The sequence below is a fragment of the Nonomuraea roseola genome (assembly GCF_039535395.1).
GTDB classification, from domain to species: Bacteria; Actinomycetota; Actinomycetes; order Streptosporangiales; family Streptosporangiaceae; genus Nonomuraea; species Nonomuraea roseola.
In genome coordinates this window covers 46,973-72,911 of record NZ_BAAAXC010000005.1, presented here as the reverse complement: position 1 = coordinate 72,911, position 25,939 = coordinate 46,973, and the positions used below count along the sequence as shown (strand labels likewise).

The 25,939-nt window shown below is 70.9% G+C and carries 19 protein-coding genes and 1 pseudogene; 9 read left to right on the top strand and 11 right to left on the bottom strand.

Translation table 11 applies throughout. From position 1 onward, the window contains the following. Window positions 1-8 precede the first annotated feature (8 nt). Window positions 9-1,439, bottom strand: coding sequence for an acyl-CoA carboxylase subunit beta (locus ABFX55_RS02325; RefSeq protein ID WP_346117125.1), 1,431 nt, complete (start codon window positions 1,437-1,439; stop codon window positions 9-11). Window positions 1,440-1,624: 185 nt separating this feature from the next. On the opposite strand from ABFX55_RS02325, the gene ABFX55_RS02320 reads away from it, so the two are divergent. Continuing rightward, window positions 1,625-4,816, top strand: a complete 3,192-nt coding sequence (locus ABFX55_RS02320) for a GH92 family glycosyl hydrolase (RefSeq protein ID WP_346117123.1) — start codon at window positions 1,625-1,627, stop codon at window positions 4,814-4,816. Here ABFX55_RS02320 and ABFX55_RS02315 read toward each other — a convergent pair. Together ABFX55_RS02315 and ABFX55_RS02310 are read right to left on the bottom strand one after the other, a co-directional pair. After that, on the bottom strand, window positions 4,813-5,721 hold the full coding sequence (locus ABFX55_RS02315; protein ID WP_346117121.1) for an SMP-30/gluconolactonase/LRE family protein: 909 nt from the start codon (window positions 5,719-5,721) through the stop codon (window positions 4,813-4,815). The two genes, ABFX55_RS02320 and ABFX55_RS02315, sit on opposite strands and share 4 nt — an antisense overlap. A gap of 111 nt (window positions 5,722-5,832) precedes the next feature. Then, window positions 5,833-9,177 carry a protein kinase domain-containing protein gene (locus ABFX55_RS02310; protein WP_346117119.1) on the bottom strand — a complete coding sequence of 1,115 codons (3,345 nt, stop codon included), beginning with the start codon at window positions 9,175-9,177 and terminating at the stop codon, window positions 5,833-5,835. A gap of 164 nt (window positions 9,178-9,341) precedes the next feature. On the opposite strand from ABFX55_RS02310, the gene ABFX55_RS02305 reads away from it, so the two are divergent. Together ABFX55_RS02305 and ABFX55_RS02300 are read left to right on the top strand one after the other, a co-directional pair. Beyond that, a complete protein-coding gene (locus ABFX55_RS02305) occupies window positions 9,342-9,683 on the top strand; it encodes a DUF5713 family protein (protein WP_346117117.1) in 342 nt (113 codons plus the stop codon). A gap of 67 nt (window positions 9,684-9,750) precedes the next feature. After that, a complete protein-coding gene (locus ABFX55_RS02300; RefSeq protein WP_346117115.1) occupies window positions 9,751-10,395 on the top strand; it encodes a hypothetical protein in 645 nt (214 codons plus the stop codon). A 58-nt stretch (window positions 10,396-10,453) separates the two neighbouring features. On the opposite strand, the gene ABFX55_RS02295 is transcribed toward ABFX55_RS02300, so the two are convergent. From ABFX55_RS02295 to ABFX55_RS02275, 5 genes are all read right to left on the bottom strand, one after another. Continuing rightward, a complete protein-coding gene (locus ABFX55_RS02295; protein WP_346117113.1) occupies window positions 10,454-10,975 on the bottom strand; it encodes a snapalysin family zinc-dependent metalloprotease in 522 nt (173 codons plus the stop codon). A gap of 77 nt (window positions 10,976-11,052) precedes the next feature. Beyond that, window positions 11,053-11,382, bottom strand: a complete 330-nt coding sequence (locus ABFX55_RS02290) for a transcriptional regulator (RefSeq protein ID WP_346117111.1) — start codon at window positions 11,380-11,382, stop codon at window positions 11,053-11,055. After that, a complete protein-coding gene (locus ABFX55_RS02285) occupies window positions 11,379-11,816 on the bottom strand; it encodes a hypothetical protein (RefSeq protein WP_346117109.1) in 438 nt (145 codons plus the stop codon). Before ABFX55_RS02285 ends, ABFX55_RS02290 begins: the two co-directional genes overlap by 4 nt. Window positions 11,817-11,884: 68 nt before the next feature. Next, window positions 11,885-14,647, bottom strand: a complete 2,763-nt coding sequence (locus tag ABFX55_RS02280) for a glycoside hydrolase family 2 TIM barrel-domain containing protein (RefSeq protein WP_346117107.1) — start codon at window positions 14,645-14,647, stop codon at window positions 11,885-11,887. A 221-nt stretch (window positions 14,648-14,868) separates the two neighbouring features. Then, a complete protein-coding gene (locus ABFX55_RS02275; RefSeq protein WP_346118279.1) occupies window positions 14,869-15,513 on the bottom strand; it encodes a Type 1 glutamine amidotransferase-like domain-containing protein in 645 nt (214 codons plus the stop codon). Window positions 15,514-15,679: 166 nt separating this feature from the next. Here ABFX55_RS02275 and ABFX55_RS02270 point away from each other — a divergent pair, with 166 nt between their 5' ends. Then, window positions 15,680-16,441, top strand: coding sequence for a class I SAM-dependent methyltransferase (locus tag ABFX55_RS02270; RefSeq protein ID WP_346117105.1), 762 nt, complete (start codon window positions 15,680-15,682; stop codon window positions 16,439-16,441). A 108-nt stretch (window positions 16,442-16,549) separates the two neighbouring features. On the opposite strand, the gene ABFX55_RS02265 is transcribed toward ABFX55_RS02270, so the two are convergent. After that, a complete protein-coding gene (locus ABFX55_RS02265) occupies window positions 16,550-17,962 on the bottom strand; it encodes an aminotransferase-like domain-containing protein (RefSeq protein ID WP_346117103.1) in 1,413 nt (470 codons plus the stop codon). Here ABFX55_RS02265 and ABFX55_RS02260 point away from each other — a divergent pair. From ABFX55_RS02260 to ABFX55_RS02250, 3 genes are all read left to right on the top strand, one after another. Next, a complete protein-coding gene (locus ABFX55_RS02260) occupies window positions 17,961-19,208 on the top strand; it encodes an aminotransferase class V-fold PLP-dependent enzyme (RefSeq protein WP_346117102.1) in 1,248 nt (415 codons plus the stop codon). The genes ABFX55_RS02265 and ABFX55_RS02260 overlap by 2 nt on opposite strands. Next, window positions 19,195-20,499: an MFS transporter gene (locus tag ABFX55_RS02255; RefSeq protein WP_346117100.1), complete on the top strand. Its 1,305-nt coding sequence runs from the start codon at window positions 19,195-19,197 to the stop codon at window positions 20,497-20,499. Before ABFX55_RS02260 ends, ABFX55_RS02255 begins: the two co-directional genes overlap by 14 nt. Before the next feature lie 749 nt (window positions 20,500-21,248). Beyond that, entirely contained in the window at window positions 21,249-21,542 is a 294-nt protein-coding gene (locus tag ABFX55_RS02250) for a hypothetical protein (protein WP_346118311.1), read from the top strand. A gap of 126 nt (window positions 21,543-21,668) precedes the next feature. On the opposite strand, the pseudogene ABFX55_RS02245 reads toward ABFX55_RS02250, so the two are convergent. Then, window positions 21,669-21,821: pseudogene (locus ABFX55_RS02245) on the bottom strand (transposase); the annotation flags it as partial. Between the two features lie 1,110 nt (window positions 21,822-22,931). On the opposite strand from ABFX55_RS02245, the gene ABFX55_RS02240 reads away from it, so the two are divergent. Both ABFX55_RS02240 and ABFX55_RS02235 read left to right on the top strand, forming a co-directional pair. Continuing rightward, window positions 22,932-23,594 (top strand): response regulator transcription factor, encoded by a 663-nt coding sequence (locus ABFX55_RS02240; protein WP_346117098.1) that lies wholly within the window; start codon window positions 22,932-22,934, stop codon window positions 23,592-23,594. Beyond that, entirely contained in the window at window positions 23,591-24,706 is a 1,116-nt protein-coding gene (locus ABFX55_RS02235; protein WP_346117096.1) for a sensor histidine kinase, read from the top strand. The genes ABFX55_RS02240 and ABFX55_RS02235 overlap by 4 nt, the downstream gene beginning before the upstream one ends. Before the next feature lie 219 nt (window positions 24,707-24,925). Here ABFX55_RS02235 and ABFX55_RS02230 read toward each other — a convergent pair whose 3' ends face one another. Further along, window positions 24,926-25,900 carry an NAD(P)-dependent oxidoreductase gene (locus ABFX55_RS02230; protein ID WP_346117094.1) on the bottom strand — a complete coding sequence of 325 codons (975 nt, stop codon included), beginning with the start codon at window positions 25,898-25,900 and terminating at the stop codon, window positions 24,926-24,928. Window positions 25,901-25,939 lie beyond the last annotated feature (39 nt).

The window sequence follows — 25,939 nt, the reverse complement described above, 5'->3', positions numbered from 1 at the left end:
AGTGTCGGTCACAGGGGGATGTTCGTGTGACCGCCGCGTGCGCGCGGCGCGCGGGCGAGCGCGTCGGCGAGCCGGAACCGGGTGGTCTCGGGGGTGATGACCTCGTCCACGACGCCGAGGGCCACGGCCCGCCGCAGGCCACCGGCCGTGCGCCGGTGGTCCTCGGCGAGGCGGGCGCGCAGTTCCTGGCGCTCCTCCTCCGGGGCCGCGGCCAGGGCCTTGCGGTGCAGGACGCCGACGGCCGACTCCGCGCCCATGACCGCCACCTCGGCTCCCGGCCAGGCGAACGTCGTGGTGGCGCCGAGCGAGCGGGAGTTCATCGCGATGTAGGCGCCGCCATAGGCCTTGCGGGTGATCAGCGTGACCCGGGGGACGACCGATTCGGCGAAGGCGTGCAGCAGCTTGGCGCCGCGCCGCACCACTCCTCCCCACTCCTGGCCGACGCCGGGCAGGTAACCGGGGACGTCCACGAGCACGACGAGCGGGATGCCATGCGAGTCGCACATGCGGACGAACCGGGCGGCCTTCTCGGCGGAGAGCGAGTCGAGGCAGCCGCCCTTGTGGATCGGGTTGTTGGCCAGCACGCCGACGGTGCCCCCGCCGAGCCGGCCGAGCGCGACGAGCATGTTGGCGGCCCAGCGCGGCTGGAGCTCCTCCATCTGGCCGTCGCCGTCCAGGAGGGCGCGCACCAGGGGTCGAACGTCGTAGGCGCGCCGGGGCGAGGAGGGCAGCAGGGCGCGCGGGTCCCCGGGATCGCGCAGCGCGGCGGGGTCGCAGGCGCCGTGCCGGGCGAAGAGCCCGGTGAGGCGGCGCGTCCTGGCGAAGGCGTCGGCCTCGTCGGCGGCCAGGACGTGCGCCACCCCCGACTTCCTGCCGTGCGCCTCGGGCCCGCCCAGCCCCGCCATGTCGATCCGCTCGCCGGTGACGCTCCGCACGATCTCCGGGCCGGTCACGAACACGCGACCGGCGTCGGACATGACGACGACGTCGGTGAGCGCGGGCCCGTACGCGGCCGCCCCCGCGGCGGGGCCGAGGATGACCGAGATCTGCGGCACGACGCCGGACGCCCTGGTCATGGCCGCGAACATGCGGCCCACGCCGTCCATGGACTCCACGCCGTCGGCGAGCCTGGCGCCTCCCGAATGCCACAGGCCGATGACCGGGCAGTCCCGGCGCACGGCGGCCTCGACGGCCTGGACGATCCGGCCCGCGCCCGCCGCGCCCAGCGCGCCGCCCATCAGCCTCGCGTCGGTGCAGAAGGCGACGGCCGGAGCTCCGTCGACCAGGCCGCGCACGGCTGACACGCCGCTGTCGTCGTCCTCGTGGAGCGGCACGGCGGAGCCGGGATCGAGCAGGCGAGAGAACCGGACGGCCGGCGCGCGGGGATCGGCGACGGGGGCTGCGGAGCTTTCGATCGGAACCGTGGACACGACGGTCATCGCTGGCATCCCTCACATGCTCGTCACGGAGACGGGGTCACGGCGAATGTGTCAACGGCCCCCGCCACCTGCCAACCCCTGTTCCCTGGCGGGGCCGGTGGCCGGTTGTGGCCGTGGTTTCCGTCCGTTGACCGGCCGTGCGGGGCCGAGGTTCGATACGGCGATCTCACCTCTGGAGGACGGTCGTGTCTCACTGGTCCCTGCCGATCGTCACCGCCCTGCTCGCGGCGACGGCCTTCCCGTACGGCGCCCCACCTGACGTGGCCGTGGAGCGCGACCCCGTTTCCCTGGTCAACGTCTTCCACGGCACAAAGGAGGCGGCGCCCGACTTCGACCACGGCGGAGGCGGAGGCATGACCTTCCCAGGGGCCGTCCTGCCGTTCGGGATGATGCAGTGGAGCCCCGACACGGTGGCCAACGCCGGCGGCGGCTACCGGTGGGAGGACGACCGGCTGCGCGGCTTCTCCATGACGCACATCTCCGGGCCCGGGTGCACGGGCGCACAGGACTTCCCGGTGATCCCGTACTCGGGAGCGATCGGCCGCTCGCCCGCCACGCACGGCGAGGACTACGTCCAGACGTTCAAACACGACAACGAGCGGGCCTCCCCTGGTTTCTACGGCACCACGCTCGACAGCGGGGTCAAGGCGGAGCTGTCCGCCAGCATGCGGGCGGGCGTGGCCCGCTTCACCTTCCCGCAGGGCAAGCCCGGCACGGTTCTGTTGAACACCAGCGGCTCGGTCAACGGCGTCGACGACGGCGAGACCAGGGTCAGCGGGAACACCGTCGAGGGCTGGGTGCAGACCGGCGGGTTCTGCGGCCCGCCGACCCGATACAAGATCTACTTCCATGCCACGTTCGACCAGCCGGTCACCGCGTTCGGCACCTGGAAGGACGGCGAGGTGCGCCCCGGCGGGAGCACGGTCGCCAACGCCGCCCCCGCGAAGGTCAGGGGCGACCTGGTCACGCCGGGGGACGTGACCGTCAACGGGCCTGGCTCGGGGGCCTACCTGCAGTTCGACGCGGCACGGCCGGTGCAGATGCGGGTCGGGCTGTCGTACGTCGGCATCGACGGCGCCCGGCGCAACCTCCAGGCCGAGATCGCCGCCAAGGGCCTGGACGAGGTGGCCCGCGAGGCGAGCGGTGTGTGGCGCGAGCGCCTCGGCCGGGTGCGGATCGGCGGCGGCACCGAGGACCAGCGGCGCACCTTCTACAGCAACCTCTACCACACGATGCTGCAGCCGCACGTCTCGGAGGACGTGGACGGCGCGTACACCGGGTTCGACCAGAAGCCGCACCAGGTGCGGCCGGGCCGCCACCACTACGCGACCTTCTCCGGGTGGGACATCTACCGCAGCCAGGTGCAGCTCCTCGCCCTGCTGGCGCCGGACGTGGGCGCCGACATCGCGCAGTCGATGTACGACAACGCGCAGGCCGTCGGCAACGTGTGGGACCGGTGGTCGCACCAGACGGCGGTCACCGGCGTCATGGTCGGCGACCCGTACCACGCGATCGTGTCCACCATGTACGCGTTCGGCGCGCGCGGCTTCGACGCGAAGGCGGCGCTGCGGGCGATGGCCGAGGCGGCCAGGCGGACCGGGCCCAGGGACATCGGCCATCCGCTGCTCGGCTACGACGAGCGGCCGGGAAACGCCGCGTTCATGCGTGAGGGGCACGTGCCCAACGATCCGTCGGCGACGCTGGAGTACGGCGTGGCCGACTTCGGGATCGCCCAGCTCGCCTCCCGGCTCGGCGACCGGGCCACGGCCGCGGAGTTCATGCGGCGCGCTCAGGCCTGGCAGCACATCTACAACCCCGGCACCGGATGGATCCAGCCGCGCCAGGGCGACGGCGCGTTCACCTCGCCCTTCGATCCGGCCAGCCCTGACGTGTACATGGAGGGCAACGGGGCGCAGTACCACTGGATGGTGCCGCACAACCCGGCAGGGCTGTTCACAGCGATGGGCGGCCCTCGTGAGGTCGTCCCCCGGCTCGACACGTACTTCGCCAAGCTCAACGCCGGGCCCGCCGAGGCACACGCCTATCTCGGCAACGAGGTCGCGCTGCCGTCGCCGTGGCTGTACGCGTGGACGGGCCAGCCGTACAAGACGCAGGCGCTGGTGCGCCGGGTGCAGCAGGAACTGTTCAAGCCGGGACCGGACGGGCTGGTCGGCAACGACGACCTGGGCGCGATGGGGTCGTGGTACGTGTGGTCGGCCATGGGGCTCTTCCCCGCCATCCCCGGCCGTGCCGAGCTGTTGGTGAACACTCCGTTGTTCGAGCGGATCACGATCGACCGACCGGGCGGGGACATCGTCGTGAACGCCCGGGGCGCAGGCCCGTACATCAGGTCGCTCCGGATGAACGGCGCGGCGACGGACCGGGCGTGGCTGCCGGAGTCGTTCGCGACCGGCGGCGGGCGGCTGGACTTCGTCCGCGGCACCTCCCCTGACCTGGGCTTCGGCGCCGACCCCGAGGACGCACCGCCGTCGTTCGGTGGCGGGACGAAGCCGTACCTGGCCGGGTTCAGCCGCGGCAGCGGCCCGGTCGAGCCGGGCGGCGCGCTCGCGACGGAGCTCGCGGTCCGGTCGCTCGGCCAGGCCGCCACGATCACCTGGGAGGCCAGGCCGCCGGCCGGCGTGACCGTGTCGCCCGCACGCGGCACGCTCAGCCTGGCCGCCGGAGGCCAGGCCCGCCAGGCGGTCGAGATCTCCGTGTCCGGCGACGTGCCGCGCGGCGTGCTGACCGTGCCGGTCGTCGTGGGCGACCTCACCGCCTCGGTGCGGCTCAACGTGGCCGCGCGCGGCACTCCGGAGTGGCACCACAACAACGCCGGCATCGGCGACGCGGACGCACCCGGCGAGGCCAACATCGACGGGCCGGGCTTCAGCCTCTCGGCGCAGGCCCTGGCCGAGGCGGGGCTCACCCCGGGCGCCCGGGTCAAGTGGCGGGACTTCACCTTCACCTGGCCGGACAGGAAGCGCGGCGAATGGGACAACGTTCGCACCGGCGAGGGACCGCTGGAGGTGGCCGCGCCTGACGGCGCCACCCGCCTCTCCTTCCTGGGGACGGGCGTGAACGGCTGGCCGGAGGCGGACGTCACCGTCACCTACACCGACGGCACGACCAGCTCGGGCCGGCTCGGCTTCAGCGACTGGATCCTGGACTTCGGGTCGGCCGAGCCGCGGTTCGGCAACGAGGTCGTGGCCCGGACCCCGCACCGGTTGTTCTGGGGCTCATGGGCCTTCCAGCCCGTGCCCGCCCACGTCTACGCCTCGCAGCCCATCGCCCTGGACCCGGGCAAGAAGGTGCGGAGCCTGACGTTCTCCACCCCGCGTGACGGCCGGCTGCACCTGTTCACCTGGGCGTTCGCCTAGCGTGCCCACACCGGCTCGGCGCCCCGGATGCTCAGCATCACCGAGTACAGGGACGTGGTCGCGGTGATGAAGACGCGGTTGCGCTTGGGACCGCCGAAGACGAGGTTCGAGGCGCTCTCCGGCAGGCGCAGCCTGCCGAGGAGCGTCCCGTCCGGGTGGTAGGCGTGGATCGCCGGGCCGACGGCGGCCCAGATGCGGCCGGTCTCGTCCAGGCGCATGCCGTCGAAGCCGCCCTCGCCCTCGTGCTCGGCGAACACCTTGCCGCCCGTGAGCGCGCCGTCGCCGGTGACCTCGAAGACCCGCAGGTGGCCGCGCTCGGTGTCGGCGACGTAGAGCAGGCTCTCGTCCGGGGAGAAGGCCAGGCCGTTGGGCCGGGCGAAGTCGTCGGCCACCACGCGGACCTCGCCGGTGCCGGGATCGGCCCGGTAGACGTGACAGCCGTCGATCTCCTGCTCGGCCCGGTGTCCCTCGTAGTCGCCCTCGATGCCGTACGGCGGGTCGGTGAACCAGACGGACGCGTCGGACCTCACCACCACGTCGTTGGGGCTGTTGAGCCGCTTGCCGCGCCACCGGTCGGCGAGCACGGTGAGCGAGCCGTCGTGCTCGGTCCTGGTCACCCGGCGCGCGCCGTGCTCGCAGGAGACGAGCCTGCCCTCGCGGTCGAGGGTGTTGCCGTTGACGTAGCCGGCGGGCTGCCGGAACGGACCCACCTGGCCGGTCATCTCGTCCCACCTCAGCATGCGGTCGTTCGGGATGTCGCTCCAGGCCAGATAGCGGCCCGCGGGGACGTAGACGGGCCCTTCGGCCCAGCGCGTGCCCCGGTGGAGCCGCTCGATGTGACGGTCGCCTGCGACCCCCGCGATGCGGCGGTCGAACGCTTCGAACTCCACGGGGATGAGTTCCACCGGGCACCTCCTTGGTGCCCACCTTCCTACCAAGATCTGCCCTGCCGGGCCAGGGCCCCGTCTCTGCTCCGGTCCGCCCGTGACCGTCGCCTCCGCCCCACCCCGTGCCGGTCATGGCGCTGTCGCGCAGACCTCCCTGTACGGCAGGCCCGGCACGTACGCCGCCCACTCCGCCTCGCTCAACGAGCGTCCCGCCCTCTCGCACGCCCGCGCCGTCACCAGGGCGGGATCCATCGGGTACTCGGTCAGCCGCCCGCTGGAGAGGGCCAGCAGCCGGCCCCCCGAGAAGCCGACGTGGGCGATCGACGGGTCCTCGACGGCGGCGATCACGACCCCGGAGGCGACGTCGTAGACCCACATGCCCTCGAAGTTGACGGCCGCGACGAGGGAGCCGTCGGGCGAGAACGTCAGCTTCTGGTCGGCGGGCAGGTCGCGCAGCGGCCCGGAGGACGGCCGCGCCGCCCCCCGTCGCCAGAAGGCCATCCGGGCCGCGCCCTCGGGCCAGCCGAAGACGGTGCCGTCGGTGGAGAAGCCCAGCCCCCGCACCTCCGCCCCGAGAGGACGGGCGACGGCCGGCCGCCCGGTCGTCGCGTCCAGGAAGCTCTCACCGATGGACAGGTAGCGCCCGTCGGGTGTGAAGGCCAGCTCGTCGGCCATGTCGCCCGGCGCCCGCCAGACCTGCCTGCCACCGGGTAGCTCGACCATGCTGACGAAGGTCTGGCCCGAGACGGCCAGACGCGCGCCGTCGGGGCTGAAGGCCAGGCCCTGGGGCGACTCGTCACTCATCGGCAGCTCGGTCATTCGCCTGCCCGTCGCCGTGTCGAGGACGTGGACGGCGGTGTCGCCGCCCACGGCGACGGCCGAGCCGTCCCCGCTGAAGACGCGCGGGTACTGGGGCTCCTCCTGCAGGGTGATCGTCCTGTCCGTGGTGAGGTGGTGGAGCTTGCCGCCGCTCAGCAGGAGGCGGCCGTCGCGGCTGAGCAGGTCGCCCCTCGCGCCTCGGCGCGGCTGGAGGTCGAGCCGCACGCTGACCACGGTGTCTCCCGCGAGGTAGCGCAGGGTGTGACCGTCGGGGTCGAACGCGAGGCCGTCCGCGCCGGGGGCGACGGGCTCGTCGAGCACCGGCGAGGCGTCGTGGGCCCACCACACCTGCAGTCCCCTGTCGTCCAGCGCGGCGATGAATCTGCCGTCCGGGCTCCAGGAGATGTCGCCGCCCTTCCAGCCGTCCATGCGCTTGTCCGACTTCTTGCCCGAGCGGACGGAGAGGATCTGGACACTCTGGTCGGGTCCGGGGACGGCCAGTCTCGTGCCGTCCGGACTCAGCGCGTACGTCTGGCACAGCCACGGGCACTCCCACCACGTCGTCGCTCGTCCATCGGGCAACGGCTGGCGGCGCAGAGCGGAGCCCAGCAGCGTGTACACGGCCGTCCTGCCGTCGGCCGTCACTTCCAGATCCCCGCCGAGCGTGGGGACCTCGGTCTTCTCTCCCGTGCGGGAGTTCCAGTAGGTGGCGCCCTGTCCTCCGCGCACCACCAGAACATCCTCCGACATGCTGTACGACACGTCGAAGTCGAACTGACCCGCGCCCTCGGCCACCGGGTACCGGGGTTCGAGAGCGGCGCCCTTCGCCGGGTCCCACAGCCGGATCCCGCCCCCTTCGGTGGCGATCGCGAGCGTGCGGCCGGACGGGCTCGGCGCCATCCCGAGCAGCTTGCCCTGCTGGTGGCGGAAGGCGGCCGTCCTGCGTCCCGTGTGCGTGTCCCACACCCTCACCTCGCCGTCGGACGCGCTGAACAGCCGACGGCCGTCCTTGCTGAGCGCCCTGACGGCGACGGCGGCGGGATCGGTGAACGACCTGGTGGCCGCCGAGGTGAGAGCGCGGTACATCGCCGCCATGGCCTGCGGGGTGGCGGCGATGTCGTGCGCCGCGACGCCGAGCAGCATGCCCAGCACCGGGTCCTTGGCGCGGACGGAGTCGGCCAGAGCCGCCAGCCGTCCCGACTCGGCGACGTCGCGCTGCTCGGCCACCTGCCTGCTCTGCTGGACGGCGAAGCCACCCGCGGCCAGCGCGAGCGCCAGCATGACGGCCAGCGCCACCGAGATCGCCCGCACCCTGCGGCTCCTCCGCCTGACCAGGGCGACGCCGGCCTCGAGGAAGTCGCGCTCGGCGGGGGTGAGCGTGATGTTCCTGCGGCCCGTGGCCGCCCAGCGCTGGGCGGCGTCGAGCGTGCTGCCCTGGAAGAGGTCGCTCTCCCTGCGCCCGCCTCCGGCCCAGCTGGTGGCGGCGGCGGCGATCCGCCGGTGCACGGCCAGGCCGTCCCTCTCCGCCTGGATCCAGGCGCGCAGCCGCGGCCAGGCCATCGGGAGGGCGGGACGCAGCAGCCTGACCGGGTCACCGCAGGACACCAGGTAGGCGAACGCCTCGAGGACGGGCTCGATGCCGGAGGGAAGCTCGGCGCGGGCGGCCTGGCGTACGGTGAGGTCGCCATGGTCGGTGACGGTCACCAGGCGCAGGAACAGCTCGGGCACCAGCTCGCGCTCGGCAGGGCCGAGCGCGGCGTAGGCGTCCTCGGCGAGCGTGCCGAGGGCGGGGTCGCGGGCCGGCTCGCCGGCGCCGGGCGCCATGGCGGCGGCCGAACCCGCGCCCTGGGCCAGCAGCCTGGCGGTGTCGAGACCGTCGCCGCTGACCAGCGCGAGCAGCAGCTCCCTCGAGGTCGGCCGCTGGCTCGGGTCCTTGGCCAGCGCGGCGGCCACCAGCTCCTTCACCTGGCCGGGCAGCGGCGACAGGTCGGGCTCGTGGGACAGCACACGGTGCATGACCGCGCCCAGCGAGTCGGCCCTGAACGGGTCCAGCCCCGTGGCGGCGAACAGCACGGTGGCGCCCCAGGCGAACACATCGGCGGGCATGCCCGCCCGCTCCCCCGAGAAGACCTCAGGCGCCATGTAGCTGGGTGTGCCCGCCACCACCCCCGCCGAGGTGAGCGACATCTCCATCGTGCGGGCCACCCCGAAGTCGATGACCCTCGGACCGTCAGGGCCGAGCAGCACGTTGTCCGGTTTGAGGTCGCGATGGACGACGCCCGCGTCATGGATCGCCGTCAGCGCGGTGGCCATGGCGGTGGCCAGCCGGTGCAGCTCGTCTCCTAGGAACACCTTGGCCACCTGCCGCAGGCTGGGCCCCTCGACGTACTCCGAGACGATGTAGGGCCGCGGTCCCTCCAGGTCGGCGTCGAGCACCCTGGCGGTGCAGAAGGCCGGGACGCGGCGGGCCGCGGCGGCCTCCTTGGCCAGGCGCGGCTGGGTCGAGGGGTCGCCGCGCAACACCTTGATCGCGACGCGCTCGCCCTCGGCGTCGTAGCCCTCGTAGACGACCCCCTGGCCGCCCTCTCCGACCCGGCCTGCCAGCCAGTAACCGCCGAGCCTCTGCGGGTCTCCGTCGATCAGCGCATCCCCCATGGCGTGTTGGATGCCCTCGGGAGCCGGAAAGTTGGCGATGGCGCACCGTTTCTGATCGGCCGGCCCTCGACCGCCCGCTGCCGGGCGGCCATCAGGGGCCGGCGTTGTCGGTGGGGCAGTGCAGTATCGGGACACGACCTGACGGCGAGAACCGAAGGACTGCGATGTCATCCACACATGAACACGTGGCCGGCCATGCGTTTCTCAGCGACATGTACGAGGACGGGTACTTCCCTGACCACCTCGTCGACAAGGGCAGAGCGATCCTGGTGAGGCTGTGCGAGCGGATCGAGGCAGGGCAGCCGTCGGACCTGGCGGCGCTGTACCAGCTCACGGAGGCTGCGACGGAGGAGTTCAACGCGCTGGGGGCGGAGTTCGAGGCGGCAGGCAGTGAGATCGAGACCGTGGCCAGGGAGGCGATCGCCGAGGACTTCTGGTTCGTGGCGTCGGCCTACGGGTTCGTGGAGGCCGACAGGGAGGAGTTGATCGCCGCCCGAGACTGGTGACCCGATCTTCACACAATCTCCACACGACGCGGGCCGGCCCTGCACCCCGAGCTCCTACGGTGTGCCCGTGACGACCTACCGGCGACGCCTTCCCACGACGATCCTCCTGTCCGTCATGGGCGCGGTGACGGTCGCGATGCTGGCCGTGGGACTGCACATCGGCCAGTTGGTGACCGCGCTCTGGCTGCTGGCCCCCCTGGCCGAGGGGCTCGCCTACCTGGTGGCGCTCGCCGTCTACCTGCCCGTGATGACGGTCCTCGTCCGGCGGCGCGGGGTCGCCGCCTGCGCCGCCGGCCTGGTGCTGACGGTCACCGGCCTCGCCGCGCCCGTCACTCTCCAGTTCACCCCCGAGCTGCGCGTCCCCCTCCGCTTCCACCTGGAGCGCTTCGCCTTCACCCAGGTGGCGGAGCTGGCCCGCGAAGGGAGGCTGCCCGCCGAGCGGCTCCACAGCTACCTGGGCGCCGAACTGCCGTCGCATCTGTGCTTCGTCTCGGCCAACTGCCGCGTCTCCACCCTCGGCACCAGCGGCGGCCGGCCGGTCCTGTTCCTGCCCGACTGGCTAGGCATCCCCGACGACGCCCTCGGCTACGCGCACTTCACCGGCGAGGCCACCGGGAGCTTCGACGCGTACGGCATGCGCGTCTGCCCCACCACTCACCTGGGCGACGGCTGGTGGTGGATGGACAGGTGCCGAGGGCCTCGCCAGAGCTGATCTCCATGGTTCCCGCCCATGACGCCGCGGCCCGGACTCGGGTCGCGTGCGCCTGGCCTCAGCGGTCCACGTGCAGCCGGCCGAACTCGACCAGCGGGGTGCTGCCGGCGAAGTTGCGGTCCACCTCGGCCCGCTCGGCCGCGCTCGGGTAGGCGTTCGTGCAGCTCACAGGGGCGCTGGAGCCGGACATCAGGTCGGAGCAGAGGCCGGTGCGACGGTCGGGCAGACCTAAGATGTGGCCGATCTCGTGTGCGGCGATGCGCACCGGGTGGTAGCCCTGTGAGGTGGCTTGCCTGCCCATCCAGATCGTGCCCCTGCCCAGGCTGGTGGGCAGGGCGCGGGGCCAGCCGTTGTCGGCGACGACGACGAAGTGGGCGGGGGTGCCGGCGACGAGGCGGACGTTCGTGGCGCTGGCGTTCCAGATCTGCGCGGCCTGGTCCACCGCGCCGCGGAACTCCGCAGCCCTGCCGGCGTCGTACCGGAGGACCCTGACCAGGGACGCGGCCTGCGCGGGCGAGGTGGCCAGCAGGAACGCGAGGGTGAGGACGAGAGAGAGCGCGAGACGGAGGGGTCGGGGCATCGTGTCTCCTCGGACAGTGGGGGTGCTGTCACGGTAGGCGCGACAGCTCCGTCCGGGGATAAGCCAGTTTGCCCCTATTACGGTGGTATGGATGGATCGATGTTCACCGAGCCGACGATCGCGCGGAGGGCGGCGACGTGGGCGTGGTAGGCCGTGCGGCCCTTCTTGGTGAGGGAGAGCCAGACGCGCTGCCGGGTGTCGCGCACCGCCTTCGTCTGCTCGACGTACCCTGCCTCCATCAGCACGCTCACGTGCTTGCTCAGGACCGAGTCGCTGACCCCCAGGCGCTCGCGCACCTGGCCGAACTCGACCTGCTCGGCCGGCTCTAGCAGCGCGCAGATCCGCAGCCTGTTCGGGGCGTGGATCGTCGCGTCGAAGCCGTCCTCGGCCCTGTCTCTCACCTTCATGCCGAGGCCCGCGCCCGCCTGTTGTGGACCAGGCCGTAGCCGGCCGTCCAGCAGGCGGCCAGCGCGCACACGACCAGCCAGATCCACGCACCCCTGGAGTCGAGGAGCTCTCCGGCGATCCAGAGCGCCAGCAGCGGCGTCACCAGGACGAGCTGCTGGCGCAGCGTGAGCTGCCGCGGCTCGACGCCGGTCCTGGCGACCCGCCTGTTGTAGACGCGTTCGGTCAGGACGTAGCCCGCCACCAGCACGGCGACCACGGGCAGGACGGCGAGCTCGTGCAGGGCCTGCAGTCCGAAGGCCACGGCGACGAGCGCGCCGACGACAGGGAAGAACCAGCCGGGAATCGGGGTGTACCCGGCAGCGCGCGCCTGCTGGGCCGCCGCCAGCGCGGCGGCGGCCTCAGCGGGCGAAGGACGACTCTCGTCTGTTTCCATACTGGAAAGACTCGCTCAGCCTTTCCAGGTTGTCAACAGTCGACTTTCCGCTATGGAAACAGTAGGAGCTACACCGCGGTGAAGCGGAAGGCGAAGCGCACCTCCCCCGCCCGCAGCTCGTAGCGCGGCAGCACGCCAGGACCGCAGGCCGCGGAGCCGACGCCGTGCTGGGCGTGGTCGAGGTGGACATGCACCCGCTCCCCCTTCCGCAGGTCGGTCAGGTGGCCGGCCGCGGCCAGCTCCTCCGTGCTCCACCTGCGCACGGTCAGGCCGAACACCGGCTCGCCCTCGATCCGCAGCCCCGGCCCGTCGCCTCCGGTCAGCCGCGCCCACCTGACGTCGGCGCGCTGCCCGTTCTCCTGCGGATAGACGTACGGCGTCTGCAGTTCCTCGATCGAGGCGCCCCAGCCGCCCACCGCGGCCGCCATCCCCGTGTCGGGATAGGCCTCGCCAGGCCCGCGCCCGAACCAGACGACCTCCTCGAAGCTCGCCGGCAGCGTCATGGACAGGCCGAGCCTGGGCAGCGGCAGGGTCCACTCCCCTTCGGGCACCACATGCACGTCGAGGCCGATCCCCTCCCCCACGTCGCTCCACCGGTAGGTGACGCTCATGCCGAGGTCGGTGGCGGCGGGCGCGACGCGTGACCTGACGGTCAGCACGCCGTCCTCGCGGGAGACGGTGTCGATCCTGTGGGTGAGGCGGTGCAGGCCGAGCGTGCGCCAGTTCCACTCAAGGCCGCCGAAGCGCTCGTTGTCGACGGGCGCGCGCCACAGCTCGAGCCTCGGCCCCTCGACGTCGAGCCCGAACAGCCCGGTCAGCCTTCCCGTCCTGGAGTCGAAGGTGGCGCCGGCGAGCTCGGCGCCCGCCCTGCCGCGGGTCACGACCGGCTCCCGCCGTCCCTCGCCGACCTTCGCCTGGCCCCAGGCCACCTCGTGGCCGGCCTCGGCCCACGGCAGGTCGGCGGCGAGGACCGCCCGCACGGTCAGCCACAGCTCGCCCGGCTCCGCGACCTCGGGCAGCGCGGGCAGCTTCACCTCGGCGCCGGGGCTCTCGGGCACCTCCAGGACGCCCTCCGCCACCACCGTGCCGTCCGCCGTCAGCGCCCAGGGGAACGCCAGCGGGTACGGCACCGCCCGTGTCACCGTCACCGTCCCCTCGTCGAAGGCGAACCTGACCGGTTCGAAGACCTTCTTCAGGTCCAGCAGTCCGGGCGAGGGCGTCCTGTCGGGGAAGACCAGCCCGTCGACCACGAAGTTCGCGTCGTGCAGCGGCTCACCGAAGTCGCCGCCGTAGGCGTAGCCGTACTCCTGGTGGGTCAGGCCGTGGTCGATCCACTCCCAGATGAACCCGCCCGCCAGCCTCGGGTAGGCCTCGAACAGCTCCTGGTACTCCGCGAGGCCGCCGGGCCCGTTGCCCATCGCGTGCGCGTACTCGCACTGCACGAACGGCATCGCCCTGCGCCGCGTGTCCAGCTCGAGGTCGTCGAGGGGAGCCTCCTCGCCCCTGCCGATGGCCTCCACCTCGGCGTGGGAGGCGTACATCCTGCTGTAGACGTCGACGTTCGCGCACGACGGGTCGCCCTCGTAGTGGATCGGCCGCGAGGGGTCCCTCTCACGCGTCCAGTCCGCCATGACCTTCAGGTTGGAGCCGACGCCCGCCTCGTTGCCGAGCGACCACATGACCACGCTCGGGTGGTTCTTGTCTCGCTCGACCATGCGCCTCATCCGGTCGAGCAGCGCCTGCGTCCAGCTCGGGTCGTCGGTGGGATTGCCGCGCCAGTCCGTATGGCCGAACCCGTGCGTCTCCAGGTCGCACTCGTCGACCACCCACAGGCCGTACTCGTCGCACAGGTCGAGGAAGGCCGGATGCGGCGGGTAGTGGCTGGTGCGGACGGCGTTCACGTTGTGCCGCTTCATCAGCAGCACGTCCTCGACCATCGTCTCGTAGGGCACGGCGCGCCCGTGGTCGGGGTGGAACTCGTGCCTGTTGACGCCCTTGAAGACCAGCGGCACGCCGTTGGCCCTGAGCACGCCGTCCTCGATGGTGATCGTGCGGAAGCCCACGCGCAGCCGTACGGTCTCCTCGGCGGTGACGAAGCTCGCCTCGTACAGCCGGGGATGCTCGGCCGACCACGGCTCGGCCGCCACCCGCACCTCGGTGCCCGGAGCCAGATCGGCGACGCCCAGTTCGGGGATGGACAGCAGGCCGTCGCCCTCGAAGCTGAGCGTGCCGTCGGCCGCGGCGCGCACGAACAGGTCGGCGCTCGACCGGGTCAGCTCCACCTCGCGGAAGATGCCAGGCAGCCACCACATGTCCTGGTCCTCGAGGTAGCTGGCGGCCGACCACTGGTGCACCCGTACCGCGAGGACGTTCGCGCCCTCCACCAGGTAGGGCCCGGCGTCGAACTCGGCGGGCAGCCTGCTGCCCGTGGAGAAGCCCAGCTCGTGGCCGTTCAGCCAGACCTTGAACGTGGAGTCCACGCCCTCGAAGCGCAGCCGTCCCCCGCTCCAGCCCTCGGGCAGGTCGAAGACGCGCCGGTAGTCGCCTGTCGGGTTCTCGTCGGGAACGCGCGGCGGGTCCACAGGGAAGGGGTAGACGACGTTGGTGTAGGCGGGCGCGCCATGACCGTGGAGCGGCCAGTGGGACGGCACCGCCAGCACGTCCCAGGCCGAGTCGTCGAAGGAGGGGGCGGCGAAGTCGTCGGGCAGGTCGGCGACGGGTGACAGGCGGAAGCGCCAGTCGCCTGTGAGGTCGAGGGAGGGGGCGTCGGAGCGGAGCGCGGCGCGCGGTTCGAGGCGTCCGGAACCGGGGGCGAAATCAGCAAAGTACACAGAAACCAATGTTTTCCCAATAAACCGAACATGTCCATGGGCTAGCCAGTGTCCATGGCCTCAGCGCTCGGCGGCCACCCGCGTGATACCCCGCGCTCGGCATGACTACGGCGCTCCTCTCCGGAACCCTTGCAGGGGTGTCGGCGGGAACGCCGTCACGTCAGCCAGGTCATCGGTGCGGTGTCATCGGTGCGGTGTCGTCGTTCGTCGGCATGTGCCGGTCAGCAGATGTGCGTGTCCTCGCCGTTGATGACGAGGGCCTGCCCGTCGCGCAGGGTGCGGTGCGCGATGCCGTCCGCATCGTAGGTGGCCGCGACGACCCCCAGAGCCTGCGACTCAGGATGGCCAGGAGAGTCGATGTGTGGCACCACCGCGTAGTCGAGGATGCCCAGCCCGTCCCAGATCACCGGCTCGCCGTAGGTCGCGGGGACGACGTGCGGGTCGTCGCAGCGCTCCAGTCCGCGCAGGCTCGGCGCCAGCACACACGGGCCGGCGCTGTATCCGGCGTAGACCACTGCGTCCCGTCGGATCAAGGCTGTCAGTGCGGTGTCGGCGCCACTGCGGGCGAGCGCGTAACGCAGCATGAACACATTTCCGCCACGCACCCACACCATGGGAAAGCGGGCCAGCACGGCCGCGACGGCCTGGTGAGGCCGGTCGAAGAACGGGCGCAGGTCAAGCTCGGTCGGCTGCAGCCCCAGTGCGGTGAGCGCGCTCGTCTCACGCTCGACCCCGGCTGCGCGTTCGTCCTTGGGCTGGGCGTCCGTGGCGTTGGCGATCACGGCGACTTCGGCCGAACCCTGCCCGTCCAGCAGGGCAAGCAACTGGTCTGGACGATCGCCCATTCGGAAGGAGGAGAGATACATGCGCACCGAAGAACCCTAGCCGGTGGGTGCTCTCAACTTGCGGTGCGGCGGGAGCGCGTCGATGCGGTCCCTTGCGGCATGACGCGACTGCGCATATCGTCCCGATGTATCCGGCTGATATATCGGAACGATGGTTTGCCCTAGCCCGGCTGACACGGGAGCTGTGATGAGGCGGATCGACTACGACACGGAGCAGTACCAGGACTACGCGCGCGGCCGTGCGCTCACCGAGCAGCAGCTGCGGGCATGGATCAGCGCCTTCGGAGCGGCGCTGCCCGAGCGGCGTCCTCTGGCGGGGCTGGACGTCGGCTCAGGGACGGGCAGGTTCACCCCCGCGCTGGCGCGAGCGTTCGGGCCGGTGACCGGCGTCGAGCCGTCGGTCCGCATGCGCGAGACAGCGCAGACGCAGTCCCCGCATCCCGGTGTGCGGTATCTGGCAGGCTCCGCCGAGGACATGCCGGTGCCGTCCGGCAGCGCCGACTACGCTCTCATGTTCTTGTCCTGGCACCACGTCCAGGACAAGCCGCGGGCGGCCCGGGAGCTGGCCAGGGTGCTCAGGCCCGGCGGGCGGCTGCTCCTGCGCGCCAATTTCAGCGACCACCATCCCATGCCGTGGTGGCTGGAGCACTTCCCCCGCGGCCTTGAGGTGGACGTCTCGCTGTTTCAGCCGCTGCACGAGGTCATCGCGATGTTCACGTCGGACGGCTGGCGCGTCACCAGCTTCGGCACGGTTACCCAGCCGTCCTCCGGGACCCGCGGTGACATGCTCGAACGGCTGCGCCTGCGCACGCTTTCGTTCTTCGCTCAGCTCGGTCCCGACGAGCTGGAGGTCGGCTTCCGCCGCCTGGAGCAGGCGGTTGCCGCAGATCCCGGCGCACCGGCGCCCGTGTTGTCCGAGCCGCTGCTCACGCTCGAACGGCGCGGGTAATGCCAACGGCGCCTCGTTGACCTGCGTGGCGACGAACTCCCCTGCACGTGCGAAGCGTGCGGAGTGCCAGGAGGTCTGCGGGCGGTGTGGGTGGTGCTGGGGCTTCGATCAGCGCGTGCCGGCGGCGTGCTCGTGGACGGATGCGAGTCGGCGTGCGGCTTCGATCAGCTCGGTGCGGTCGGCGGTGGCGGCGAAGCCGAGGCGTAGGTAGGCCGCCGGGAGTTCGGTGGCGAAGTAGCGGTTGCCGGCGCTGACGGCGACGCCGTGCTGACGGGCCGTGTCGGCGATCACGGTGTCGTCCGTGCCGTACGGCAGGCGGACCCACAGGTGCAGTCCGCCCGTGGGGACGCGGGCGAGGGTCCAGTCAGGAAGTTCGTGCGCGACGGCGGCCGCCAGCGCTCCGCACCGCTCCCGCAGGGCTGCGGCCAGAGAACGGACATGCCGTTCCCACGTGGGAGAGCTGAGGAGTTCGAGCGCTGTTTCCTGGAGCGGGCGCGTGACGAAGAAGTCGTCGACCAGGCGGGTGGCGCGCAGGCGTTCCATCACCGGGCCTCGGGCCACCAGTGCGCCGATGCGCAGGCTCGGCGCCGCCGGTTTGGTGAGCGAGGTCAGGTAGACCACGGTGCCGTCGCGATCGTCGGCCAGCAGGGGCGGCGGCACCGGCGTGCCGTGCCCGAGGTACCGCGCGAAGTCGTCCTCGATGACGAACGCGCCCGCAGCCCTGGCCGCATCGATGATCTGCCGGCGGCGTTGTGGCGCCAGCACGGTGCCGGTGGGGTTGTGACAGGCCGGCTGGCAGTACAGCAGGCGTGCGCGGGTCATGGCGAAGGCGTCGGCCAGGAGGTCGGGTTGCAGGCCGTCGGCGTCCATCGGCACCGGTACCGGGCGCAGGCCGGCCGCCCTGGCGGCGGCTATCGCTCCCGGATAGGTGGGCGACTCCATGAGGATGGGGTCGCCCGGCGCCGCGATGGCCCGGAACGCCATGGACAGCGCGCTCTGCCCACCGGCCGTGACCAGGATGTCGTCCGCGCTCACGCCGCCGCCGGCCATGGTGGCGAACACGCTGCGCAGGGCCGTCAGGCCGCTGGCGGGGGCGCGGTCCCATGCGTCGGGGCGGCGTGCGGCGCGGGCCAGCGCCGCGGTCAGGATCTGGGTGGGCTGGAGCGATCGATGCAGGTAGCCGCCGTCCAGCATGATCGTACCCGCGGGTGGCGCACCGACGGTTCCGGTGAGGATGCGGGTGTCCACGGTCCGGTCGGCGAGGGTGACGGTCTGCCAGGCGGTGTCGGCCACTTCGGCGCGCCGCTGGGCGCGTGCCGCCACGTACGTGCCGCTGCCCGGACGGGTGACCACCAGGCCCTCGGCGGCGAGCGTGGCGATCGCCTGCGACACGGTGGCGGGGCCGACCTGGTAGCGCCGGATCAGCTCGCGGCTGCTGGGCAGGCGGTCGCCCGGTGACAGCCGGTCGATCATCGCGCGCATCCTGGTCGTCAACTCCGCCGAACTGCTACTGTCTGACATGAGAAATGATAATAGCGCTTCCAGAATTTCCCCAGAATCGCTTCTGGACGTCGCGGCCCTGCGCGCGGACACCCCCGGCGCCGGCGACGTCGTGCACTTCAACAACGCCGGTTGCGGTCTGCTGGCCGCGCCCGTGCTGGCCGCGATGGTCGACCACCTGCGGCTGGAGGCGAGCATCGGTGGCTACGAGGCCTCGGCCGCCCGCGCCGAGCAGGTCCGCGAGTTCTACGCCGAGACCGCCGCCCTGATCAACTGCGCTCCCGAGAACATCGCGTTCGCCGGTAGCGCCACCCACGCCTTCTCCACCGCCCTGTCGGCGATCCCGTTCGAGGCCGGTGACGTGATCCTCACGACCCGCAACGACTTCATCTCCAACCAGATCGCCTTCCTGTCGCTGGGCAAGAGGTTCGGCGTGCGGACCGTGCACGCGCCCGACCTGCCGGAGGGCGGGGTGGACGTGGAGGCGATGGCCAGACTGATGAGGGAGCACCGCCCGCGGCTGGTGGCCGCCACCCACATCCCCACCAACTCCGGCCTGGTCCAGCCGGTGGCCGAGATCGGCCGGCACTGCCGCGAGCTCGACCTGCTCTACCTGGTCGACGCCTGCCAGTCGGTCGGCCAGTACCCGATCGACGTCGCGGAGATCGGCTGCGACCTGCTCACCGCCACCTGCCGCAAGTTCCTGCGCGGCCCCCGCGGCTCCGGTTTCCTGTACGTGTCCGACCGCGTCCTGCGCGCCGGCTACGAGCCGCTGTTCATCGACATGTACGGCGCGCGCTGGGTCGAGCCTGGCCGCTACCAGCCCGTCGAGACGGCGGCCAGATTCGAGGACTGGGAGTTCCCCTACGCCATCGTCCTCGGCTGCGCCGCCGCCGCCCGCTACGCCCGCCAGGTCGGCATGGACGCCATCGCCCGCCGTGCCCCCGCCCTGGCCGCAGGCCTGCGCGACAGGCTCGCCGATCTGCCCGGAGTGCGCGTGCTCGACCACGGCCGGCAACTGGGCGCCCTGGTCACCTTCGCCATCGACGGCTGGCAGCCGGAGCCGTTCAAGGCCGCCATGGACGCGCGCCGTATCAATTCGGCGCTCAGCTACCGCCACTTCGCGCAGTTCGACTTCGGCGACAAGGACATCGACTGGTGCCTGCGCCTGTCGCCGCACTACTACAACACCGAACAGGAAGTGGACCAGGTCGTCGCGGCGGTCGCCGACCTCAGCGTCGCAGGCGGCAGCCGTGACGATCGCTGAACCTCTCACCGAGCCGGGTGCCGCCTCCGCGAGGGAAGGATTGTGGCACAACAACGACTTCCTGAAGTTCTGGCTCGGCGAGACCCTGTCGCTGCTCGGCACCCAGATCACCAACCTCGCGCTGCCGCTGACCGCGATCTACGCCTTCCAGGCCACCGACGAGCAGGTCGGTCTCCTGCGGTTCCTGCAGCTCGCCCCCTACCTCGGGCTCGCTCTGCTGTTCGGGGTCTGGGTCGACCGGGTCAGGCGGCGGCCTGTCATGGTGTGGGCCAACCTCACCAGGATGATCCTGCTCGCCCTGATCGCGGTCCTGTCCTGGCTGGACGTCCTCAGCATGGTGCCGCTCCTGGTCATCGCCTGTGTCATCGGGGTGGCGTCGGTGCTGTTCGACGTGAGCTGGATGTCCTTCGTGCCCACCCTCGTGAAGGACCCCAAGCACTACGTCGAGGCCGGCGCCAAGATGGGGATCAGCTCGTCGGCGGCCGACGTGGCCGGTCCCGGGCTCGCCGGTGCCCTGATCAGTGCGCTGACGGCGCCGGTGGCGCTGGTCGTCGACGCGTTCTCCTACCTGGTGTCACTGGCGTCCCTGCTGCTGATCCGCACGCGTGAGCCACGCCCCGAACCACCGGCCACGAACAGGCGCCTGCTGACCGAGCTGCGCGAGGGTCTGCGCTGGGTCTTCGGCAACCCGATCCTGCGGGCGCTGGCTCTCGTCGGGTTCTGCTGCAACTTCTCCATGGTCGCCGTCTGGACCATGTTCCTGCTGTACGGCACGCGTGACCTGCAGCTGGACTCCACGACCCTGGGCGGCGTCTTCGCGACGGCCTCCGTGGGCGGCTTGATCGGCGCGGTGATCTCCCAGAAGATCATCGCGCGATTCCGGCTCGGGCTGGTCTATCTCGTGGCTCAGACGGCTCTCCTGCTGGGCCCGACACTGCTCGTCGTGGCCGGCGGCCCGAGGCCGGTGATGGTGGGGATGTTCGTCCTGTCCTTCTTCGCCACCTACCTGGGCCTCGGCGTCGCCAATGTCATCATCGTCAGCCTGCGCCAGACCAGCACCCCGCAGGCGATGATGGGCCGCATGACCGCGGTCTTCCGCACCTTGCTGTTCGGTGGCGGCGCGCTCGGCGGTCTGTCCGCCGGCCTCCTCACGGGTGCGGTCGGCGCCAGGGGCGCGCTCACCATGGCGGCCATCGGCTCGGCCGCCGTGGTGATCGGGCTCGTCATCTCCCCGGTGAGCCGTCTTCACACCCTGCCGGCGGCGCCGCCAGAACCCGCCGGACACGGCTGAGCACGACCTGTCGCCGACGAAGCACTGACGACGGGGTGAGCGGGCAGGGTCCGCATGGTGGGTGCGGCTGGTGTCCCGCGGGGATGGGACGCCAGCCAGGTCACGACCTGGTATCCGTGGCAGGGATGATCGCCACCTGCGGCAACGGTCGCCGGAACGTGCGCGAAGCGGCCCTGTCATCTGCGGCAAGAGGGCGGACGTGGCTGATCTCGTGGCCTTGCCGATGAGAGGAACGGCCGGAAAGGCGCTCACCGTCATCGCGGCGGCCGATGCGTTCGCTCGCTGGATAATCCGAACACCGTGCGGAACCATGGCATCCGGATCGACAAGACTGCAGAGCGACTCGGCGAGTCCCGCCCGCGGCCGTCGCCTCGTCGTCGACGCCCGCCCTAGCTGATGCTGTTGATCCAGATTCGTGCGCGTATGTCCGCGCGCGCGCAGCCGCTCCCGCAATCGTCAGCCGATCGATATGCGCCGACGCTCGGCCGAGAGCGTGGCAGCTCTCGTCCAGGTGGTTCACGCTGGAATGAGTCCAGATCTCTCAAGAGAGGCTGCTAAATCCCTTTGACCTGCCCATTCGGGTCTTTTGGCAGCTGCCCCGATTTCGAAATTCTCTCAGGAGGTGGCTCCGTCGACCTTCTGCTCTTTATGCTGAGAGTGGAATTCGATGATTTGTTTGGAATTTTCTTGCTATTTTTTTTTGCTTGATATTCAATGGGGAATATAACCCCAGAAAAAGGGAGGCTCCTATGAGCTTCGTACAGATTTTGGAATTCAACACCAAGCGAGCCGGCGAAGTCGAGTCGCTCATGAACGAGTGGCGTACGCAGACGAAGAGCACGCGCACCGTGAAACGTGAGGTCGTGGCGAAGCACCACAGCCGCCCGGACCACTACGTGGCGATCGTCGAGTTCTCCTCGTATGAGGAGGCGCAGCGCAACAGCAAGCTGCCTGAAACCGACCGGTTCAACGCACAGATGACCAAGCTGTGTGACGGCCCGATCGAGTTCTCCGACTACGACGTGATCCGAGACAAGAGCTAGTCCTAGCTCAACCTGCGCTGTGGCGTGCGAGAACCTTCTTGCGTCATGGTGCAGGCTTGTCCGGTGCCAGAAACTGGCAATGAGAGTCCGACCGGGTCTTCTAGGCTCGGCTCTCGCGCCGTACTTCGCGGGCAGATCCCGCCACGAACTGCCGGTACGAAAGCGCCACATCACCGCGTTGAACTGCTGCCGCAGGTCCGGGATCGGGCCCCGCTCACCCAGCGGCAGGTGAGGCTCGATGAAGGACCATTCCTCATCGGTGGGGTCGCCGCGCGCCATGGCGACGGCCTACCAGGATCGAAGGCCGAAGCGCAGGCGAATCCCTCTGCTCTCAACTCCGTACAGGCCCTGGGCGTTTCAAGGGCGACACCACCCACAGGTACCAGAATTCGGCGTCATTGCCGCCTGTAATGGCGGACATGGTAAGAGAGGTCATGCCCGAGAGGATGGCGCCCAGGAGCGAATGCATGACCATGCCGCTGTCCCGATCATCGCAAGGATCGAGAGGGCGATTAGTACATGAAAGTAAGCGAGGTCCGTAGTCCCCGCGCGGATGACATACACAGGATGAACCGGGTCATAGACGATGTCCAAGGCGTCACCAGCATGGATCCCGTAGGCACTGATCGAACCCGACACTTCGGTGGTGACGTCCTCTCCCGTGAGCGTGGAGAACGTCACGACGACTTGGTCCGGAAACCTATCTTGCAGGCCCCAGGCCGGCCAGAACTCAGGCAAGAGCGACGGTCGCGCCAGCGGTGCTGGCGTGCGCGACCAGCCCAACTCGCATCCGATCCGACCCCACCGACGGGTCGCACTCGGCTAGTACGCGAGACCACCTCAGTGGTCCGATCCATGAGTATGCGCACGTCGCTTAGGGTGACACCATTTTCGGCACCCACAGGCTGGATTCCGCGCGGACCGAGACACCTTGGATCCCTCGATGGGCACTTCCCCTTGAGTGGCTGGTGCACGAAGTAGTACCTGTCGTTCACCGCCGTGCCATCGGGTCCCAGTAGAGGCGCGGGACAGGGGCCCTCGCCCTTCCCTGTGACGCAGGTGCTGCGGGCGCCTCCGGCGATCAGCAGTCCGAGCGACACGGTGACCAGCACGGAGGCCACCATGAGGAGCACCCAGCCGCGCCCGGTGCGGAACCTGGTCCACTCCGCGTGCAGCAGCTGGGGGAAGCCGTCCCGCCCGACCCGCCGGCTGGATCGGTACGGCGTAGATGAACTCATGCCGACGGTTGTACGCGGCACCCGGTTCCAGCCGTGTCGCAGCCGCTGCGACCCGGCTGCAACCCGGGATCTGCCATCGTTGACCCATGGCACCTCGACCCGGCGGCCGGTTCGGTCGCCCTGCCCGCACGACGACCGGCGGTGAGCGGCGGTGAGGGTCCTCGTCGTCGAGGACTTCGAGGTTCTCGCCCGCTCCGTCGGGACCGGGCTGCGCCGCGAGGGCATGGCCGTCGACGTCGTCCTGGATGGAACCGCCGCCCTCGACCGCCTGGCCGCCACCCGCTACGACGTGGTGATCCTCGACCGCGACCTGCCCGGCGTCCACGGGGACGAGATCTGCAGGCGACTGGCCCACGGCCGCTGTGAGACCCGCGTGCTGATGCTCACCGCCTCCGGCACGATCGAGGACCGCGTCGACGGGCTCAGCCTCGGCGCCGACGACTACCTGCCCAAGCCGTTCGCCTTCGCCGAACTGGTCGCCCGCGTCCGTGCCCTGGCCCGCCGCGCCACCCCGCCGCTACCTCCCACCCTGGCATGCGGGGACATCACCCTCGATCCTGCCCGCCGTACCGCGTTCAGGGCCGGCCGGCGCCTTGAGCTGAGCCCCAGGGAGTTCGCCCTGCTCGAGTGCCTGCTCGCCGTACCCGGCCTGGTCATCTCCGCTGAGGAACTGCTCGAACGTGTCTGGGACGAGGCCGCCGACCCCTTCAGCAGTGCCGTCAAGCACACCATGCACCGGTTGCGGGTCAAGCTCGGCGAACCGCCCGTGATCGAGACCATCCGCGAAGGCGGCTACCGCCTCGGACCGTCATGACCTCCCGGCAGCTCGCCAGAAGGTCCCTGCAGACGCGGCTCGCGCTCGCCTACGCGGCGGGCATCTACGCCGCCGGAGTCTTGGTGCTGGTATTCGTCGACGTCCCGCTCGCCACCATCCACGCGGCCACCCCCGCAGGCCCTCCCTCATCGAACGGGATCGCCGAAACCGGGCCCGGGATCAGCCTGCCCCAACTCCTCCTGGGATCCGCCGTCGCCCTGGTCATTCTGGTTCCCGTCGCCCTGGCTCTCGGCTGGTACGTCGCCGGCCGGTTCCTGCACCCGCTGCGCGCCATCACCGCCACCGCCAGAAGCATCTCCGCCGGAAACCTCCACCGGCGCCTCGACCTCGGCGAGCCCACGGACGAGCTGACCGAACTCGGCCACACCCTCGACGACCTGTTCACCCGCCTGCAAGCCTCCTTCGACGCCCAACGCCACTTCGTCGCCAACGCCTCCCACGAGCTGCGCACCCCTCTCGCCGGCCTGCGCACCCTCCTTGAAGTCACCCTCGCCGACACCGATGCCGACACCGACACCCTGCGCTCGGCCTGCCAGGAGGCCCTCGCCCTCGGCGGACACCAGGAGCGGCTCGTCCAGGCACTGCTCGCCCTGGCCACCAGCGAGCGCGGCGTCACCCGCTGGGACGACCTCGACCTCGCCCACGTCGTCGAAGAAGTGCTCGCCTCCCGCCGCGACCAAGCATCGGAGAGAGGCATCGACCTCGCCGAACACCTGAAGCCCGCAGTGACAGCCGGGGACCCGAGACTGGTCGAGAGCCTCGTCGCCAACCTCATCGACAACGCCATCCGCCACAACCACGAACACGGGCACGTCCAGATCACCACGCAGACCTCCGGCACACAGGTGGCCCTTACGGTCGCCAACAGCGGCCCGGCCATCCCCGACAACCAGATCCAGCGCCTCTTCCAACCCTTCCAGAAACTGGCGCCTGATCGTCACGGCCGCCACGACGGCTACGGCCTCGGCCTCGCCATCGTCAATGCCGTCACCCAGGCTCACCACGCCACCCTCATCACCAGCGCACGCCCCGAAGGCGGCCTGTCCATCACCGTGCGGTTCGCGCACGGATCCCATCCGAACCTTCCCTGACATCAGGGGACGACCACGCAGGGGCTCGCGCCGACGCCGGAGCACACGGCAACCCCTACAAGGGGCAGGTTCGCCCTCACACCCGCCCGGATGGGACAGCCGGAAACCGCGCAGCGCTCGCAGCCGGATGGCCGGTAGGACGGCGGTCACGGCTGCCTTCTCGGGTCGAATCCGGTGGTGATCCTGGTCGTAGCAGTCCGCCACCCGCCTCGGCGTGGGTCAGGCGATCCGCGCGAGCGTCTCGCTCGCCACGCCGTGCGCGAACGGCAGCCCGCGGGCGTAGCGGGTCAGCTCGTCCAGAGCCAGGTCCGCCATGCGGGCCAGCTCACCGCCGAGCGAGCCTGCGATGTGTGGGGTGAGCAGGACCTGCGGCAGGTCGTACAGCGGCGAACCGGCCGGCAGGACCTCCGGCTCGGTGTGGTCGATCACCGCGAACAGCCGGCCGCTGACCAACTCGGCCGTCAGCGCCTCCTGGTCGACCAGCGCGAGGCCCAGGAACTGCTCCAGCTTGAGACGTTCGTCCAGTCGGCTGAGGATCGCATGGATCTCGGTCGCCTCTTCCAGCGGCAGCACTTCCTCGCACAGGCGCCGGCCTGCGTTCTGCAGCGCGGTACTGGCCGGGGCGTAGGTCAGGCCGACGAGCAGAGAGCCCGCGGCGCCGAAGACGAGAACGATCTGTGGTGGCGCTCCTTGCTGGGCGGGAGCGACGCTCAGCGCGAGCGTCGAGAGCGCCACGAGCGAGCCGACCGCGACCAGAAGGCGCTGGAGCAGCCGGCGTAGCGCCATGAGCAGGGCGATGCGCTCCGCGGGGGCGTCGATTTCCGAAGCAGAGCATGCGCGGCGTATGCCGAACATGGCAGCGACGGCGGGGATGGCGCCGATGCAAGCGATCGTGGGCAGGACCCACCCGCGCAGTGCGACTGACGCGACCGAGGGCGGGGCGAGGACAACGGTGGTCGCGGCCATGAGGACGCTCACCCCGAACAGCGCGGCGAGCGGGGCGATGATGTGGCGCCTCCGCGTCGGGCGCAGGGCGTCCAGTTCCCTCCACCGTTCGACGCCGTAGGCGAAGACGGCTCCGGCCGCGGCGCTGAGGGAGAGCGCGAGGGCCGCCCACACGATCCACAGGGGGTGATGCCGATAGGAGGAGGTCAGGACGATCGCAGCACCGCCCGCCAACGCGATGGCGGCCATCCGCATCATCGGCGCTCCTCTCCGTGGGATCACCCTGAG